The sequence below is a fragment of the Oceanobacillus timonensis genome, from assembly GCF_900166635.1.
GTDB lineage: Bacteria > Bacillota > Bacilli > Bacillales > Amphibacillaceae > Oceanobacillus > Oceanobacillus timonensis.
The window spans coordinates 4,386,368-4,404,177 of sequence record NZ_LT800497.1 but is presented as its reverse complement, the minus strand read 5'-3'; the positions used below and the strand labels follow the sequence as shown (position 1 = coordinate 4,404,177).

19 protein-coding genes are annotated in these 17,810 nt (G+C 41.4%); 18 read left to right on the top strand and 1 reads right to left on the bottom strand.

The window, feature by feature from the left end:
* The first annotated feature begins 133 nt into the window (after nt 1–133).
* The 5 genes from rpoC (at nt 134) to tuf (ending at nt 8,448) form a co-directional block, all read left to right on the top strand.
* The gene (rpoC, locus tag B7E05_RS21700) at nt 134–3,748 is read left to right on the top strand and encodes a DNA-directed RNA polymerase subunit beta' (protein WP_080876146.1); all 3,615 of its coding nucleotides are present in this window, start codon (nt 134–136) and stop codon (nt 3,746–3,748) included.
* 356 nt (nt 3,749–4,104) lie between these two features.
* Nucleotides 4,105–4,524 carry a 30S ribosomal protein S12 gene (gene rpsL, locus B7E05_RS21695; RefSeq protein ID WP_080876145.1) on the top strand — a complete coding sequence of 140 codons (420 nt, stop codon included), beginning with the start codon at nt 4,105–4,107 and terminating at the stop codon, nt 4,522–4,524.
* Nucleotides 4,525–4,560: 36 nt separating this feature from the next.
* A complete protein-coding gene (gene rpsG, locus B7E05_RS21690) occupies nt 4,561–5,031 on the top strand; it encodes a 30S ribosomal protein S7 (RefSeq protein WP_080876144.1) in 471 nt (156 codons plus the stop codon).
* Between the two features lie 43 nt (nt 5,032–5,074).
* Nucleotides 5,075–7,153, top strand: coding sequence for an elongation factor G (fusA, locus tag B7E05_RS21685; protein WP_080876143.1), 2,079 nt, complete (start codon nt 5,075–5,077; stop codon nt 7,151–7,153).
* A 107-nt stretch (nt 7,154–7,260) separates the two neighbouring features.
* Nucleotides 7,261–8,448 (top strand): elongation factor Tu, encoded by a 1,188-nt coding sequence (tuf, locus tag B7E05_RS21680; protein ID WP_080876142.1) that lies wholly within the window; start codon nt 7,261–7,263, stop codon nt 8,446–8,448.
* A 163-nt stretch (nt 8,449–8,611) separates the two neighbouring features.
* On the opposite strand, the gene glpX is transcribed toward tuf, so the two are convergent.
* Nucleotides 8,612–9,559, bottom strand: a complete 948-nt coding sequence (gene glpX / locus B7E05_RS21675) for a class II fructose-bisphosphatase (RefSeq protein ID WP_080876141.1) — start codon at nt 9,557–9,559, stop codon at nt 8,612–8,614.
* 468 nt (nt 9,560–10,027) lie between these two features.
* Between glpX and B7E05_RS21670 the strand changes: the two genes are divergently transcribed.
* The 13 genes from B7E05_RS21670 to rpsQ all read left to right on the top strand — a co-directional run bounded on the left by B7E05_RS21670 (nt 10,028) and on the right by rpsQ (nt 17,804).
* Entirely contained in the window at nt 10,028–10,804 is a 777-nt protein-coding gene (locus B7E05_RS21670; protein ID WP_080876140.1) for a 3-hydroxybutyrate dehydrogenase, read from the top strand.
* A gap of 264 nt (nt 10,805–11,068) precedes the next feature.
* Entirely contained in the window at nt 11,069–12,394 is a 1,326-nt protein-coding gene (locus B7E05_RS21660) for a short-chain fatty acid transporter (RefSeq protein WP_080876138.1), read from the top strand.
* 368 nt (nt 12,395–12,762) lie between these two features.
* Complete coding sequence (gene rpsJ, locus B7E05_RS21655) at nt 12,763–13,071, top strand: 30S ribosomal protein S10 (protein ID WP_040985097.1); 309 nt, start codon at nt 12,763–12,765, stop codon at nt 13,069–13,071.
* A gap of 28 nt (nt 13,072–13,099) precedes the next feature.
* Complete coding sequence (rplC, locus tag B7E05_RS21650; RefSeq protein ID WP_080876137.1) at nt 13,100–13,729, top strand: 50S ribosomal protein L3; 630 nt, start codon at nt 13,100–13,102, stop codon at nt 13,727–13,729.
* 26 nt (nt 13,730–13,755) lie between these two features.
* Nucleotides 13,756–14,382, top strand: coding sequence for a 50S ribosomal protein L4 (gene rplD, locus B7E05_RS21645; RefSeq protein ID WP_080876136.1), 627 nt, complete (start codon nt 13,756–13,758; stop codon nt 14,380–14,382).
* Nucleotides 14,379–14,666, top strand: coding sequence for a 50S ribosomal protein L23 (rplW, locus tag B7E05_RS21640; RefSeq protein WP_080876135.1), 288 nt, complete (start codon nt 14,379–14,381; stop codon nt 14,664–14,666). Before rplD ends, rplW begins: the two co-directional genes overlap by 4 nt.
* Nucleotides 14,667–14,708: 42 nt before the next feature.
* Entirely contained in the window at nt 14,709–15,539 is an 831-nt protein-coding gene (gene rplB, locus B7E05_RS21635) for a 50S ribosomal protein L2 (protein WP_080876134.1), read from the top strand.
* Between the two features lie 57 nt (nt 15,540–15,596).
* Complete coding sequence (rpsS, locus tag B7E05_RS21630) at nt 15,597–15,875, top strand: 30S ribosomal protein S19 (RefSeq protein WP_080876133.1); 279 nt, start codon at nt 15,597–15,599, stop codon at nt 15,873–15,875.
* Nucleotides 15,876–15,893: 18 nt separating this feature from the next.
* Nucleotides 15,894–16,235, top strand: a complete 342-nt coding sequence (gene rplV / locus B7E05_RS21625; protein WP_080876132.1) for a 50S ribosomal protein L22 — start codon at nt 15,894–15,896, stop codon at nt 16,233–16,235.
* 3 nt (nt 16,236–16,238) lie between these two features.
* Nucleotides 16,239–16,880, top strand: coding sequence for a 30S ribosomal protein S3 (gene rpsC, locus B7E05_RS21620; RefSeq protein WP_080876131.1), 642 nt, complete (start codon nt 16,239–16,241; stop codon nt 16,878–16,880).
* Nucleotides 16,881–16,898: 18 nt separating this feature from the next.
* Nucleotides 16,899–17,333, top strand: a complete 435-nt coding sequence (gene rplP, locus B7E05_RS21615; protein WP_080876130.1) for a 50S ribosomal protein L16 — start codon at nt 16,899–16,901, stop codon at nt 17,331–17,333.
* Nucleotides 17,323–17,523, top strand: coding sequence for a 50S ribosomal protein L29 (gene rpmC / locus B7E05_RS21610; protein ID WP_080876129.1), 201 nt, complete (start codon nt 17,323–17,325; stop codon nt 17,521–17,523). The genes rplP and rpmC overlap by 11 nt, the downstream gene beginning before the upstream one ends.
* 17 nt (nt 17,524–17,540) lie before the next feature.
* A complete protein-coding gene (gene rpsQ, locus B7E05_RS21605) occupies nt 17,541–17,804 on the top strand; it encodes a 30S ribosomal protein S17 (RefSeq protein ID WP_080876128.1) in 264 nt (87 codons plus the stop codon).
* The last annotated feature ends 6 nt before the right edge of the window (nt 17,805–17,810 follow it).

The following is a 17,810-nucleotide window of genomic DNA, read 5'->3' as shown; positions in this document are numbered from 1 at the left end:
ACAAGGGAAATGACGGGCACTCATGCTTTAATGAAACACAACTTCAATTAAAGAAATCCCAGACTTTCGCCAAAATATGACGATAAGCCAGGTTTTCTCAAACTTTCTTAACTTATAAAGGGAGGATTGCCCCTTGTTAGATGTAAATAATTTTGAGTACATGAAAATAGGGCTTGCTTCATCGGAAAAGATTCGTTCTTGGTCTTACGGTGAGGTGAAAAAACCAGAAACAATTAACTATCGTACTTTAAAACCGGAAAAAGACGGTTTGTTCTGTGAGCGTATCTTTGGACCAACAAAGGATTGGGAATGTCACTGCGGTAAATATAAACGCGTCCGTTACAAAGGTGTTGTCTGTGACCGATGTGGTGTAGAAGTGACAAAAGCAAAAGTACGCCGTGAACGTATGGGGCATATTGAACTTGCTGCTCCAGTATCCCATATTTGGTATTTCAAAGGTATACCAAGCCGCATGGGATTGGTATTAGATATGTCTCCTCGTGCCTTAGAGGAAGTTATCTATTTCGCAGCATATATCGTAACGGATCCGGGAAGCACACCGCTTGAAAAGAAACAATTGCTTTCCGAGAAAGAATACCGTTCTTATTATGATAAATACGGTAATAACTTCAAAGCGCAAATGGGCGCAGAAGCTATCCGTAAATTATTGCAGGATCTTGACCTGGAAAAAGAAGTAGATGCACTTCGTGAAGAGTTGAAAACAGCTCATGGTCAACGTCGTACTCGTGCAATCAAACGCTTGGAAGTAATGGAAGCATTCCGTAATTCTGGAAACGAATCAAACTGGATGGTTTTAGATGTTCTTCCAGTCATCCCTCCAGAAATTCGGCCAATGGTTCAATTAGACGGCGGACGTTTCGCTACGTCAGATTTAAATGACCTTTACCGTCGTGTAATCAACCGTAATAACCGTTTAAAAAGGCTTCTCGATTTAGGCGCTCCAAGCATTATCGTTCAAAACGAGAAACGGATGCTACAAGAAGCAGTGGATGCGTTAATTGATAATGGACGTCGTGGCCGCCCAGTAACAGGACCAGGTAACCGTCCATTAAAATCTCTTTCTCATATGCTGAAAGGGAAGCAAGGCCGTTTCCGTCAGAACCTGTTAGGTAAACGTGTCGACTATTCCGGCCGTTCCGTTATCGTTGTTGGACCTCATTTGAAAATGTATCAGTGCGGTCTGCCGAGAGAAATGGCGCTGGAACTATTCAAACCGTTTATTATGAAAGAACTCGTATCCAGAGGCCTGGCACACAACATTAAATCAGCAAAAAGAAAAATTGAAAGAGTACACCCGGATGTATGGGACGTTCTTGAAGATGTGATTAAAGAACACCCGGTACTTCTAAACCGTGCACCAACGTTGCACAGATTGGGTATTCAAGCATTTGAACCTACGCTGGTGGATGGTCGTGCTATCCGTCTGCATCCGCTTGTATGTACTGCATACAACGCTGACTTTGACGGTGACCAGATGGCTGTACACGTTCCACTTGGAGCAGAAGCACAGGCAGAAGCAAGAATCTTGATGCTGGCAGCACAAAACATTCTTAACCCGAAAGATGGCAAACCAGTTGTTACACCATCACAGGATATGGTACTAGGAAACTACTACCTTACACTGGAACGTGAAGGTGCTGTTGGAGAAGGTTCTTATTTCAAAGATACAAATGAAGCATTAATTGCTTATCAAAATGGATATGTACATCTGCACACACGTGTGGCCGTTCAGGCATCCAGTTTAAATAATAAAACATTTACAGAAGAACAAAACAGCCAGTTGTTGTTAACAACAATCGGCAAACTAATCTTTAATGAAATTCTTCCAGACTCTTTCCCTTATATGAACGAACCTACAAAAGGGAATTTAGAAGAGAAAACACCAGGAAACTATTTTGTTGGTGCTGGTACAGACGTTAAAGAAGAAATTAAAAGCCGTGAAGTGGTTAAGCCATTCAAAAAAGGCTTCTTAGGTGATATTATCGCCGAAGTGTTCAAACGTTTCAAAATCACAGAAACCTCGAAGATGCTGGACCGTATGAAAGATTTAGGATTCAGTTATTCTACAAAAGCCGGTATGACAGTTGGTATCTCAGATATCGTTGTGCTTGCTGAAAAAGAAGGTATTCTAGATGAAGCCCAAGGAAAAGTGGATAAAGTATCCAAACAATTCCGCCGTGGTCTGATTACAGAAGAAGAGCGTTATGACCGTGTTATTGCTATCTGGTCCGAAGCGAAAGATGTGATCCAAGACCGTCTGATGGGATCCTTGAGTAACCGAAACCCTATCTATATGATGAGTGATTCCGGTGCCCGTGGTAACGCATCAAACTTCACCCAGCTTGCTGGTATGCGTGGATTGATGGCCGACCCATCTGGTAAAATCATTGAAATCCCGATCAAATCAAGTTTCCGTGAAGGCCTGACTGTAATGGAATACTTTATTTCCACACACGGTGCACGTAAAGGTCTTGCCGATACAGCACTGAAAACAGCCGACTCAGGTTACTTGACTCGTCGTCTGGTAGATGTTGCGCAGGATGTTATCATCCGTGAAGAAGATTGCGGTACAGACCGTGGCTTAAGCGTAACAGCACTGGAAGATGGTTCAGAAGTAATTGAACCGCTGTTAGACCGTTTAATCGGCAGAACAGCATTCGAAAACGTGAAGCACCCAGAAACTGGCAAAGTCATCGTGGAGAAAAATGAGCTGATTCACGAAGATCAGGCAAAAGCAATTGTAGAAGCTGGTATTGAAGAGGTTATTATCCGTTCTGCCTTTACTTGTAACACCAAGCATGGTGTATGTCAGAAATGTTATGGCCGTAACTTAGCGACCGGTTCTGATGTGGAAGTTGGAGAAGCAGTAGGAATTATCGCCGCGCAATCCATTGGTGAGCCTGGTACACAGCTTACGATGCGTACTTTCCACACAGGCGGTGTTGCCGGAGATGACATTACACAAGGTCTGCCACGTATCCAAGAACTGTTTGAAGCCCGTAATCCGAAAGGGCAAGCTGTGATTACAGAGATTGCCGGTACGGTTCTTGAAATGAAAGAAGTGAAGGATAAACAGGAAGTTGTTATCCAAGGCAAGGTCGAACAACGCAGTTACGCAGTTCCTTATAATGCACGTATGAAAGTGCAAGAAGGAGATCAAGTGGAAGCAGGACAGGAACTCACAGAAGGTTCCGTTGATCCGAAAGAATTGCTCCGTGTCAAAGGTGTAGAAGGCGTTGAAAGCTACTTGCTTAAAGAAGTACAGCGTGTATATCGTATGCAAGGGGTAGAAATCGGAGATAAACACGTCGAAGTAATGGTTCGACAAATGCTTCGTAAAATCCGTGTTGTTTCCGCTGGAGATACAGAAGTATTACCAGGTTCTCTGCTTGAATTACACCAGTTCAGAGATGCAAACCATCAAGTATTTAAAGAAGGTGCGGAACCTGCAACAGGACGCCCTGTACTACTTGGTATTACGAAAGCATCGCTTGAAACAGATTCCTTCTTATCAGCTGCATCCTTCCAAGAAACAACACGTGTCTTGACAGATGCTGCGATTAAAGGAAAACGCGATGAATTACTCGGTTTGAAAGAGAATGTTATTATTGGTAAACTTGTTCCGGCTGGTACAGGAATGCCGCAATATCGTACTTTAGAAGCTGAGCTTGATGCACCTGAAACGGATGAAGAAACGACAGATGAAGAGAGCACACAAAATGTATAAATAACATGTCATTCAGAAGGGGGCTTCCCCCTTCTGAATACAATGTGATCTGCTATACTTGGAGATGCTCTAAAAAAATACCATGAATATATTGACAAACTATACAGAGGGTGGTACTATATTCAAGGTGCTTCTGATTATGCTTGCAAAAGTAATTTTCGAAGCAATCCATAATCGGAACTTCGGTTTATTTCAAACGATAATAACAAAAGCAATCTGAGTATAAGATGAATGATTTTTCGCAATGATTTTTGTGAGAGATTTTTTTATCAGCAAAAATGAACCACCTGGATGTGTGGTATTACAATATGGTTGTTGTTTGATTACTAATTTCTTTTTGAGAGGAGGAAAACACAATGCCAACTATTAATCAATTAGTTCGTAAAGGGCGCGTGTCAAGAACAAAAAAATCTGACTCACCAGCACTTAACAGAGGCTATAACAGCTTTAAAAAGAAAGTGACAGATGAAAATGCTCCACAAAAGCGTGGTGTATGTACTCGTGTAGGTACATTGACTCCGAAGAAACCAAACTCTGCACTTCGTAAATATGCACGTGTACGTTTGTCTAATAACATGGAGGTAACTGCATATATTCCCGGTATCGGTCATAACTTGCAGGAACACAGTGTTGTTCTTATCCGTGGCGGCCGTGTAAAAGACTTGCCTGGGGTACGTTATCATATCGTACGCGGTGCACTTGATACTGCCGGTGTAGAAGGACGCAGACAAGGACGCTCTAAATACGGAACGAAAAAACCAAAACAAAAAAAATAAATGACATCATTTATCTGAAGGAAAGGAGGATATACAATGCCTCGTAAAGGTCCAGTACCAAAGCGTGATGTGTTACCAGATCCGCTTTATAACTCAAAATTAGTTACGCGCCTGATCAACCAGATCATGATTGACGGGAAACGTGGTAAAGCACAAAAAATTCTTTATAATGCGTTTGAATTAGTTTCTGAAAGAAGCGGTCAAAACGCAATGGAGGTTTTTGAACAGGCAATGAAAAATGTAATGCCTGTCCTTGAAGTTCGGGCTCGCCGTGTCGGTGGTTCAAACTATCAAGTACCAGTGGAGGTTCGTCCAGAACGTCGTCAAGCTTTAGGATTACGTTATATTGTTAACTATTCCCGTCTGCGCGGAGAAAAAACAATGGAAGAACGTCTTGCTAATGAAATCCTTGATGCTTCTAATAACACAGGAGCTGCTGTTAAAAGAAGAGAAGATATGCATAAAATGGCAGAAGCGAATAAAGCATTCGCTCACTATCGTTGGTAATTTAAATTTAAGCATTTGCTATCTATAGGAAGGAGAAGAATACATGGCTAGAGAGTTCTCCTTGGAAAAGACACGTAATATCGGTATTATGGCGCACATTGATGCGGGTAAGACAACAACTACCGAACGTATTCTTTTCTATACAGGACGTATTCATAAAATTGGTGAAACCCATGAAGGGGCATCCCAAATGGACTGGATGTCACAAGAGCAAGAGCGTGGAATTACAATCACTTCCGCTGCAACCACTGCTGCTTGGAATGATCATCGTATTAACATCATTGATACACCGGGGCACGTTGATTTCACTGTAGAGGTGGAACGTTCGCTTCGTGTACTTGATGGAGCGGTAACAGTTCTGGATGCTCAATCCGGAGTGGAACCACAAACGGAAACGGTATGGCGTCAAGCGACAACATATGGTGTTCCACGTATTGTATTTATTAACAAAATGGATAAAGTAGGTGCAGACTTCTTGTATTCAACGAATACATTGAAAGAGCGCCTTGGTGCAAACGCACATCCTATCCAAATGCCTATTGGGGCTGAGGATGAATTTAGCGGAATTATTGACTTAATCACAATGGAAGCTCATAAATATTTAGATGATTTAGGTCAAAAATCCGAAACAGTGGAAATTCCTGCTGAGTTGAAAGAACAAGCAGAAGAATTACGTGCAAGCTTGATTGAAGCGGTAGCTGAAACAGACGAAGAGTTGATGATGAAGTATCTTGAAGGGGAAGAAATCTCAAATGATGAACTCACAAGTGCTATTCGTCAAGCTACATTGAATGTAGATTTCTACCCGGTTCTTTGTGGTTCTGCATTTAAAAATAAAGGTGTTCAGCTGATGCTGGATGCAGTTATTGACTATCTTCCTGCTCCAACAGATGTACCTCCAATTGAAGGTATTGTTCCTGGAACAGACGAAGAAGTAACACGCCCGTCTACGGACGAAGCGCCATTTTCTGCATTAGCCTTTAAAGTAATGTCAGACCCTTATGTTGGTAAATTAACATTCTTCCGCGTGTACTCCGGTACACTTAAATCAGGTTCTTATGTAAAGAACTCTGTAAAAGACAAACGGGAACGTATTGGACGTATCCTGCAAATGCACGCTAACTCCCGTCAGGAAATTTCAGTTGCTTACGCAGGTGAAATTGCAGCTGCGGTTGGGTTAAAAGATACTGCTACAGGCGATACATTATGTGACGAAAAGGATCTCGTTATTCTTGAGTCCATGGAATTCCCTGAACCGGTTATCTCGGTTGCTATCGAGCCGGAAACAAAAGCAGACCAGGACAAAATGGCTATTGCGCTTGCTAAACTTGCGGAAGAGGATCCAACTTTCCGTACAGAAACAAACGTAGAAACAGGCCAAACACTTATCTCTGGTATGGGTGAGCTTCACCTGGATATCATCGTAGACCGTCTGAAACGTGAATTTAAAGTAGGCGCACAAGTAGGTGCACCGCAAGTTTCTTACAGAGAAACATTCCGTGCTTCTGCTGAAGTGGAAGGTAAATTCGTACGTCAGTCTGGTGGACGTGGACAATTCGGTCACGTTTGGGTTAAATTTGAGCCAAACGAAGAAGGTGCCGGATTTGAATTTCAAAATAAAATCGTTGGTGGTGTCGTTCCTCGTGAGTATGTCCCTGCTGTTCAACAAGGGATTGAAGAGGCGATGGAAAACGGTGTTATTGCCGGTTATCCATTAATTGATGTGAAAGCTACTCTATATGATGGAAGCTATCACGATGTCGATTCCAACGAAATGGCGTTTAAAGTGGCCGCTTCTATGGCACTGAAAGCTGCTAAAAATAAATGTAACCCGGTTCTGCTTGAACCAATGATGAGAGTAGAAATTGTTATCCCTGAAGAATACATGGGAGACATCATGGGTGATGTAACATCCCGTCGTGGACGCGTAGAAGGTATGGAAGCCCGCGGAACTGCACAAGTTGTTAAAGCATTCGTACCGCTTGCAGAAATGTTCGGTTATGCAACAGCATTACGTTCAAATACGCAAGGCCGCGGTGTGTATACGATGCACTTTGACCACTACGAAGAAACACCGAAAAGCATTACTGAAGAAATTATCAAGAAAAATGCAGGTCAATAATTGATTTTTTCTTCAATCTGACGTATAACATTTAGTAAAGGCCAGGAATTTCTTAATGATTTTCCCGGCTCCTAAAAATTGCTATATATTTAAAGGAGGAACTATAAATGGCTAAAGAAAAATTCGACCGCTCGAAAAGTCACGTAAACATTGGAACAATTGGTCACGTTGACCATGGTAAAACAACTCTAACTGCTGCAATTACTACAGTACTTGCAAAAAGAGGCGACGGTACTGCAATGGCGTACGATCAAATTGATGGTGCTCCAGAAGAGAAAGAACGCGGAATTACAATCGCAACTTCTCACGTAGAGTACGAAACAGAAACACGTCACTATGCACACGTTGACTGCCCAGGTCACGCTGACTATGTTAAAAATATGATCACTGGTGCTGCTCAAATGGACGGAGCTATCCTTGTAGTATCTGCTGCAGATGGCCCAATGCCACAAACTCGTGAGCACATCCTGCTTTCCCGTAACGTTGGAGTACCTTCTATTGTTGTATTCCTTAACAAAACGGACATGGTAGACGATGAAGAGCTACTTGAATTAGTAGAAATGGAAGTTCGTGATCTATTAACTGAATATGACTTCCCTGGTGATGATATTCCAGTAATTAAAGGTTCTGCACTTAAAGCACTTGAAGGTGAAGAAGAATACGAAGACAGAATCCTAGAATTAATGGCTGCAGTGGACGAATATGTTCCAACTCCAGACCGTGACACTGACAAACCATTCATGATGCCAGTAGAGGACGTATTCTCTATCACTGGTCGTGGTACAGTTGCTACAGGCCGTGTTGAGCGTGGACAAGTTCGCGTTGGGGACGACGTAGAAATCATTGGTATCAATGAAGAATCTGCTAAAACAACTGTTACTGGAGTAGAAATGTTCCGTAAGCTTCTTGACTATGCAGAAGCTGGAGATAACATCGGTGCATTGTTGCGTGGTGTATCCCGTGATAATATCAACCGTGGTCAAGTATTAGCTAAACCAGGTTCAATCACACCACACACAAATTTTAAAGCTGAAGTTTATGTATTATCAAAAGATGAAGGTGGACGTCATACGCCATTCTTCTCTAACTACCGTCCGCAGTTCTATTTCCGTACAACGGATGTAACTGGCGTAATCACGCTTCCAGAAGGAACTGAAATGGTAATGCCTGGAGATAACACAGAAATGGAAGTAGAACTTATTGCACCAATCGCGATCGAAGACGGAACTCGTTTCTCTATTCGTGAAGGTGGACGTACAGTTGGTTCTGGCGTTGTAACTACAATCAACAAATAATAAATGCTTTTTATACAGGAAGGCGGCGTGACGACGTTGTCTTTCTGTTCCTAATAAAAAAGAACCTTCGATAAATGATCAGCTGATTATCGAAGGTTCTTTTTTTATTGCGTTGTAACTAACTGTAAGACGCTCCATTCTAGAAACGAGAGGAAGTTTCACTTTATACAGAAATCTTTGGGTGCTCTGTTGCGATATGGCGAAAACATTTATCTAAACCATTTAAAACGATAGAATGTGTAATAAAGATGTCTTGATTATTTTCGATTCCCTGTGAAAGCATATTGCTTGTTATACTTGTAGCTATAAAAGCACACTCATCTGTATTGACTAACTGCTGATGAGAAAGTGCTTCATTTGGGCGGGCAAGTTTCATGGATATGCATCGATTCCATTGTTCATCTGTATTGGGAAGTAATCTCGCCTGCATTTCTCCACCTAAACTTTTTACTCCGACAGCTGCCAGAACTCCTTCAGGTGCACCACCGATACCAATAAATAAGTCTGCGTTACCTTGCCGATGGAGGCATGTTGAAATGGCGGGAATAATATCTCCTTCTTCAAACAATTCTGTTCGAACACCTAAAGCGCGTGCTTCTTCTACCCAATGGTTGTGCCTTTCTCTGTCTTGGATAATCACTTTTAATTCTTCGAGCTGCTTTCCTTTTGCCTCTGCAATGATGCGCAAATTTTTCTCCAGAGGATAATTAATATTAATTTTACCGGCTGCTTCCGGTCCAGTTACAATCTTCTCCATATACATATCAGGAGCATGGAGCAGGGTACCTTTCTTTGCGATGGCAATGACCGCAATCGCATTATTTTTTCCTTTAGAAGTAGAGGTTGTGCCGTCAATTGGATCAACTGCCAAATCGACACCTTCTCCAAGACCAGTACCTACTTTTTCACCGATAAACAGCATAGGGGCTTCATCGATTTCTCCTTCGCCAATAACAATTTCTCCATCCATAGAGATGTTATTTAGCTGGGCACGCATCGAATCTGTAGCTGCCTGATCAGCTTCTATTTTATTTCCGGTACCAATCCAAGGATATGTTGCAAGTGCTGCGGACTCTGTAACATGCAGAAATTCTTGAATGAACTGATTCATAACTGCCAACTCCTTTAGAATTTTTATCTGTAAAAATAAATAACGATGATGAAATACACCATTCCATTTGTGTTTTTAAAGTAACCTAACAAAATGCGTATTAAATTAATAGTAATACAGTTTTCGTTTTATATCAATATGTTTCATTATATTTCATTTATTATTTATTATTATTTTTAATTTTTGTTTTCTAAGTTGGTTCATTTAATGGTTTGCGCTAAAGTAACCATATTCTGGTTTCATCACAATAAGTTATAAAAAGATAATTGAAAAAACAGCTCCTCCAATAGATGCGATTTTGTTATGATATAAGAGAAGTACATTGAAATACGTGTGATCGAACTGGATATATAAACAGGGGTTATGAACTTCTGTGTATGAAGAGTGGATGTCTTAGCTATAAAGCGGAATGGCATTTAGCTCGTTTTTTTTACAGCCAGTTATATTGCGGTAAAAGGAGGATGACATATGGTAGAAAATAAAGTGGTTTTTATAACCGGCGCAGCAAGTGGTATCGGATATGAAATTGGCTGTGCGTTTGCAAGAAACGGTGCAAAGGTAGCTTTGTCAGATGTGAATGCAGAGAAAGTGATGAAAGCTGCGGAAGATTTAAGGAAAAAAGGGTATGACTGTTTTGGATTGAAATGCGATGTTACCAGTGAAGAAGAGCTCAAACAGGCTTTGGGTGACACGGAAGAAAAATGGGGGAGAATAGATGTTTTAATTAACAATGCAGGATTGCAGCATGTATCTGCTGTGGAAGATTTTCCGACTGAGAAATTTGAGTTGATGACAAAGGTTATGCTGGTCGCCCCGTTTATGGCAACCAAACTTATTTTCCCGCTGATGAAAAAGCAAGGCTTTGGACGGATTATTAATATGGCTTCGATTAATGGGCTGATTGGTTTTGCGGGTAAGGCAGCTTATAACAGTGCAAAGCATGGAGTAATCGGCTTAACCAAGGTGTCTGCTTTAGAAGGAGCTGCAGATGGAATTACAGTGAATGCGATTTGCCCTGGGTATGTCGATACGCCGCTGGTACGTGGACAGTTTGCGGATTTGGCAAAAACTCGTAACGTGCCAATTGAAAAAGTACTGGAAGAAGTATTATACCCGTTAGTACCGCAAAAACGGCTTTTAGATGTTCAGGAAGTTGCTGATTATGTCATGTTCTTAGCCAGCGATAAAGCAAAAGGAATTACGGGGCAAGCGGTTGTACTGGATGGAGGATATACTGCTCAATAACGTGACTTTTTAAGTATTTACGAAACGTATCGTTAAAACACGAATCTGGCAGCCGAGTTATCATCGCAGGTGTTTTTCCGTAGTGATTATATTACCTGACAACATTGGCAGAATAATATCTCGGTTGCTGGAAGTTTCACTTTATTCGTTAGAAGTTGTGCTAAAGAAGCAATATTTCCGAATAGATTATAGCAGAAACCGAAGCGGCGTTTTTGGGGAGAACGTTTCGGCTGATGATAAAGCAGCATATAAGGGGGAGTTCGATTGAAAGTTCTAACGAGATTCTTTGACAGGGCGGTACAGAGATATTTACCAGACGCTTTTTTATTTGCTATTATTTTAACCATCTTTGTTTACGTATTAGGTGTTTCCCTAACAGGCAGCGGTCCGATGGAAATGGTAACTTATTGGGGCGATGGTTTTTGGGATCTGCTTGAATTTGGCATGCAAATGTCACTGGTGGTCGTCACCGGATATATTTTAGCAAGCACTCCTGTTGTAAAAGGTTTTTTAGCTAAACTCAGCAGAGCAGCAAAAACGCCGGGGCAAGCGGTGATGCTGGTAACATTGGTTGCTTTGCTTGCTTGTTTAATAAACTATGGATTTGGACTTGTTGTCGGTGCATTGTTTGCTGTTCATGTGGCAAAACGGGTTCCTGGCGTGGATTATCGGATATTGATTGCCAGCGCATACAGCGGTATGGTCATCTGGCATGGCGGTTTTTCTGGATCCGTCCCACTGCTGATTGCCACTCCAGGCCATTTTTTAGAAGATACAATCGGTCTCATTCCAGTAACCGAGACATTGTTCAGTTCATTTAATCTGTTTATTGTCATTACCTTATTGATTACATTGCCGCTTTTCAATCGATATCTATTAAAGGGGGCAGACCCTGTAGGTAAAATAGATCCTTCATTATGGAAGGAAGAAGCCGAAGAGGAAAAGGAAACGGAAATTCATCAACCAGCAACACCGGCAGAAAGGTTGGAGAACAGCCAGACTTTGTCTCTTCTGATTGGCATGATGGGACTCCTTTTTATTGGCTATCATTTCGTTGCGAATGGATTTGATCTGAATATCAATATCGTCAATTTTATTTTTCTTTTCTTAGGGATTCTATTTCATAGGACACCGAGACGTTTTCTGGAAACGGTGAGTAAAGGTGTGAAGAATGCCGGGGGAATTATTATACAGTTTCCATTCTATGCTGGAATAATGGGAATGATGGTATCATCTGGATTATCAGATAAAATCTCATTATGGTTTGTGAGTTTCGCAACAGATTATACACTGCCCATCTTTACATTTCTCAGTGCGGGCGTTGTTAATGCGTTAGTACCTTCGGGAGGCGGACAATGGGCTGTGCAAGGCCCTATCATGATACAAGCAGCGCTTGAAATTGGAGCAGATACAGCAAAAACAGCCATGGCAGTTGCTTGGGGAGATGCCTGGACAAACATGATTCAGCCGTTCTGGGCACTGCCTGTACTCGCCATTGCCGGGTTGAAGATTCGAGATATTATGGGCTTTTGTGTCATGATTTTGCTGTTTACTTTCATTCCGATTGTTATCGGGTTTCTACTATTATAATAGTAGGGTTATATGTTAATGTGGAGCGGGACGGTAAATCAGCTGGTTCCGCTTTTCCTTGTGTTATGAAAGGTATTTCCGAGTTAAAAAGAAGCAAATTTCTACTATTTTATAAGGATATAAAAAAACTTTTAAAATATGCTTGCAATCAGGCTGAATGCTATGTATAATATAAAAATGTGCAAACTTGTAGATAGCTATGTATAAGCTTGCTATGGTCAAAGATATTTGTTATACTAATGTAGTTGACCAATTAATGCGATGATGCGGAAGGTTGTTGGCACACCCGGCCCCTTTGCCATGGCGGTGCGCCGAGGAATTTTCGCGGAGAATGTCTATAATGATATAGGCGAGAAGGAGGGAAAATGATGGCAAAAGAGAAGATAAGAATTCGTTTAAAAGCATACGATCACCGTATTTTAGATCAGTCTGCTGAAAAAATTGTGGATACTGCAAAACGTTCCGGAGCGAAAGTGTCTGGTCCAATTCCACTGCCGACTGAAAGATCTGTTTATACAGTTCTTCGTGCGGTTCACAAGTACAAAGATGCTCGTGAGCAGTTCGAAATGCGTACGCACAAGCGTTTGATCGATATTCTTGAGCCTACACCAAAAACGGTTGATGCGCTGATGCGTTTAGATCTTCCATCTGGTGTAGATATTGAAATTAAATTATAATTTGTTTTAAATACAGGAGGTGTAACGGATGACGAAAGGAATCTTAGGTCGTAAAATCGGCATGACGCAGCTTTTCTCTGAAAATGGAGAAGTTGTACCAGTAACAGTTGTTCAGGCTGAAGCGAATGTTGTGTTGCAAAAGAGAACTTTAGAAAATGATGGTTATGAAGCGTTGCAAATCGGTTTTGCTGATAAAAAGGAATCACGTACAAATAAAGCGGAAAAAGGTCATGCTGAGAAAGCAGGCACTGCCCCTAAGCGCTACGTTCGTGAAATCCGTGGCGCAGAAATTGACAGCTATGAAGTTGGTCAAGAAATCAACGTCGATATCTTTGAAGCCGGCGAAAAAATTGATGTGACAGGTACATCTAAAGGGAAAGGATTCCAAGGTGCTATCAAGCGTCACAATCAACAACGCGGTCCAAAAACACACGGGTCTCATTTCCATAGAGCTCCAGGTGCAATGGGGGAAATTAACTCCATGCGTGTTTTCAAAGGTCATAATTTGCCAGGACATATGGGTGCAGAACAAGTAACCATTCAAAACCTGGAAGTAGTAAATGTAGATGCTGAAAAGAATCTGCTATTGATTAAGGGAAATATCCCTGGTCCAAAAAAATCTCATGTAAAAATCACGAGTACAATAAAAGGTAACTAATCACATAAACGAAGGGAGGATATGTCATGCCTAAAGTAGCACTTTTAAAACAGGATGGAAGCAATGTTGGAGATATTGAATTAAATGACGCTGTTTTTGGTATTGAACCAAACACACATGTACTTCATGAAGCGGTTGTTATGCAACGTGCATCTTTACGTCAAGGTACACACGATGTTAAAAACCGTTCTGAAGTTCGTGGTGGAGGTCGCAAACCATGGCGCCAAAAAGGAACTGGACGCGCACGTCAAGGATCTACCCGTTCACCGCAATGGGTTGGCGGTGGAACTGTCTTCGGACCAACTCCACGCAGCTATAGCTACAAATTACCAAAGAAAGTTCGCCGTTTAGCGTTGAAGTCTGCATTATCTTCTAAAGTAAAAGAAGAAAGCTTATTTGTTTTAGATGCCATCACAATCGATGCACCGAAAACCAAAGAAGTTATTAACATCCTTAACGGATTAAAAGTTGAAGAAAAAGCACTTATTGTTCTTTCAGAGAATAATGAAACAATTGCTCGTTCTGCAAACAACTTACAAAACGTAAAGGTATTAACAGTAGAAGAATTGAATGTACTTGACTTGCTTACGCATGACAAGCTGATTATCACAAAAGATGCAGCTGAAAAAGCAGGGGAGGTGCTCGCACAATGAAAGACCTGCGCGATGTAATTAAACGCCCTGTCATTACAGAGAATACTGCTGATTTAATGGCAGAGAAGAAATACACGTTTGAAGTAGTTGAAAAAGCGAACAAAACAGAAATCAAAGATGCGGTTGAAACCATCTTTGGAGTAAAAGTAGTAAATGTTAACACGATGAACCTTAAAGGTAAATTTAAACGAATGGGCCGTTACGGTGGTTACCGTCCCGATCGTAAAAAAGCGATTGTTCAACTGTCAGAGGATAGCAAAGAACTCGATTTCTTTGAGGCTTAATCGTACGTATAAATAGAATCCAAATTAAAAGGAGGGACAACGATGGCGATTAAAAAGTATAGACCAACTTCAAATGGTAGACGTAATATGTCTGGTTCAGACTTTGCAGAGATTACTACGAATACCCCTGAAAGATCCCTTTTAACTCCATTATCTAAACGTGGTGGACGTAATAACCAAGGGAAATTAACGGTTCGTCATCATGGCGGCGGCCATAAACGCCAATATCGTATTATTGACTTTAAACGCGATAAAGACGGTGTACCAGGACGCATTGCTACAATCGAATACGATCCCAACCGTTCAGCAAATATTGCATTAATCCATTATGCTGATGGGGAAAAACGTTACATCCTTGCTCCGAAAAATATCAAAGTAGGACAAGTAATTGAATCTGGTGAAAATGCAGATATCAAAACAGGGAACGCATTGCCATTGGGTAATATTCCAGTAGGTACTGTTATTCACAACATTGAATTAAAACCGGGACGCGGAGGACAATTAGCTCGTTCTGCTGGGGCAGAAGCGCAAATCCTCGGACGTGAAGAAAAGTATACATTGGTTCGTCTTGCTTCCGGAGAAGTTCGTTTAATTTTAACAAGCTGCCGTGCTACTATCGGTCAAGTAGGTAACATTGAACATGAACTAATCCGTGTAGGTAAAGCCGGCCGTTCCCGTTGGAAAGGTAAACGCCCAACTGTCCGCGGTTCTGTTATGAACCCTAATGATCACCCACATGGTGGTGGTGAAGGACGCGCACCAATCGGACGTAAATCACCAATGTCACCTTGGGGCAAACCAACACTTGGTTACAAAACACGTCAACGTAATAAACCAACTGATAAGTATATCGTTCGTAGACGTAAAAAATAAACGGAAAAACGGACGGGCTGAAACACCCGTCTCTAATCCCCGGAAGGAGGCTTATCCATGGGTCGCAGTTTGAAAAAAGGACCTTTTGCAGATGACCATCTAATGAAGAAAATTGAAGTGCTGAACACCGATGATAAGAAGCAAGTAGTAAAAACATGGTCTCGCCGCTCTACCATCTTCCCGCAATTTGTTGGTCATACCGTTGCAGTATATGATGGACGCAAGCATGTGCCAGTATATATCACGGAAGATATGGTCGGTCATAAATTGGGTGAATTCGCGCCAACTCGTACGTACAGAGGACACGCTGGTGACGATAAAAAAACAAGACGCTAATGAGAGGAGGTACCAGGCATGCAAGCTAAAGCCGTTGCGAAAACAGTTCGTATTGCTCCTCGTAAGGTTCGTTTAGTTATAGATCTAATTCGAGGAAAACAAGTTGGCGAAGCAATCGCTATTTTAAAACATACTCAGCGTGGAGCTTCTCCAGTAGTAGAAAAAGTTTTAAATTCTGCAATTGCCAATGCAGAGCACAACTATGAAATGGATGCAGATAATTTAGTAGTATCCGAAGCTTTTGTTAACGAAGGTGCTACTTTGAAACGTTTCCGCGCACGTGCACAAGGACGTGCAAGCAGAATCAATAAACGTACTAGCCACATTACCGTTGTGGTAACTGAAAAGAAGGAGGGATAGTCAGTGGGTCAAAAAGTGAATCCAACAGGTCTTCGCATAGGTGTCATTAAAGACTGGGAATCTAAATGGTATGCTGGAAAAGACTATGCAGACTTACTACACGAAGATATTAAAATCAGAGAATATCTTGATGAGCGTCTAAAAACGGCTTCTGTTTCTTCTATTGAAATTGAACGCGCAGCAAACCGCGTGAATATCACGATTCATACCGGAAAACCGGGAATGGTCATTGGTAAAGGCGGTTCGGAAGTAGAAGCATTACGTAAATCTTTAAACAACTTAACTGGCAAACGAGTTCATATCAATATTGTTGAAATCAAAAAAGTAGATCTTGATGCAACACTTGTAGCTGATAATATTGCTCGTCAATTAGAAAATCGTATTTCATTCCGCCGTGCACAAAAGCAAGCTATCCAACGTGCGATGCGTGCCGGAGCAAAAGGAATTAAAACGCAAGTATCTGGACGTCTAGGCGGTGCAGATATCGCTCGTGCAGAACATTATAGTGAAGGAACAGTACCACTTCATACTTTACGTGCTGACATTGACTACGGTACAGCAGAAGCTGATACAACGTATGGTAAATTAGGCGTTAAAGTATGGATCTATCGTGGAGAAGTCCTTCCAACAAAAACCGATAAATAAGGGAGGGGGCTCATTACTATGTTAATGCCTAAACGTGTTAAATATCGTAGACAACATCGTGGTAAAATGAGAGGCCAAGCAAAAGGCGGTACAGCTGTTTCTTTCGGAGAATACGGTTTACAAGCAGTTGAGGCTTCTTGGATTACAAGCCGTCAAATCGAGGCAGCGCGTATTGCAATGACGCGTTACATGAAACGTGGCGGTAAAGTTTGGATCAAAATCTTTCCAGACAAACCTTACACTGCAAAGCCTTTAGAAGTTCGGATGGGTTCCGGTAAAGGTGCTCCAGAAGGATGGGTAGCAGTAGTAAAACCAGGTAAAATTATGTTTGAAATTGCAGGTGTACCTGAAGAGGTAGCTCGTGAAGCACTTCGTCTTGCAGCTCATAAATTACCTATTAAAACGAAATTTGTAAAACGTGAAGAAATTGGTGGTGAAAGCAATGAAGGCTAAAGAAATCAGAGATTTAACCACTGCCGAAATTGAAAAAAATGTAAAAACGTTAAAAGAAGAGCTATTTAATTTACGTTTCCAATTAGCTACCGGCCAATTGGAAAACACTGCACGTATCCGTGAAGTACGTAAATCTATTGCTCGTCTTAAAACGGTTGTTCGCGAGCGCGAATTAAGCGTAAATAACTAAAGAGGAGGTTAACCTCAATGTCTGAACGTAATGATCGTAAAGTTTATAGTGGTCGTGTTGTATCCGACAAAATGGACAAAACGATTACAGTTTTAGTTGAAACTTACAAATTCCATAAACTTTATGGAAAACGTGTGAAGTATTCTAAGAAATTCAAAACACATGATGAAAACAACGTTGCAAAAACTGGCGATGTCGTACGCATCATGGAAACTCGCCCGCTATCAGCTACCAAGCGTTTCCGTTTAGTAGAAGTAGTCGAAGAAGCGGTAATTATTTAATAAAGT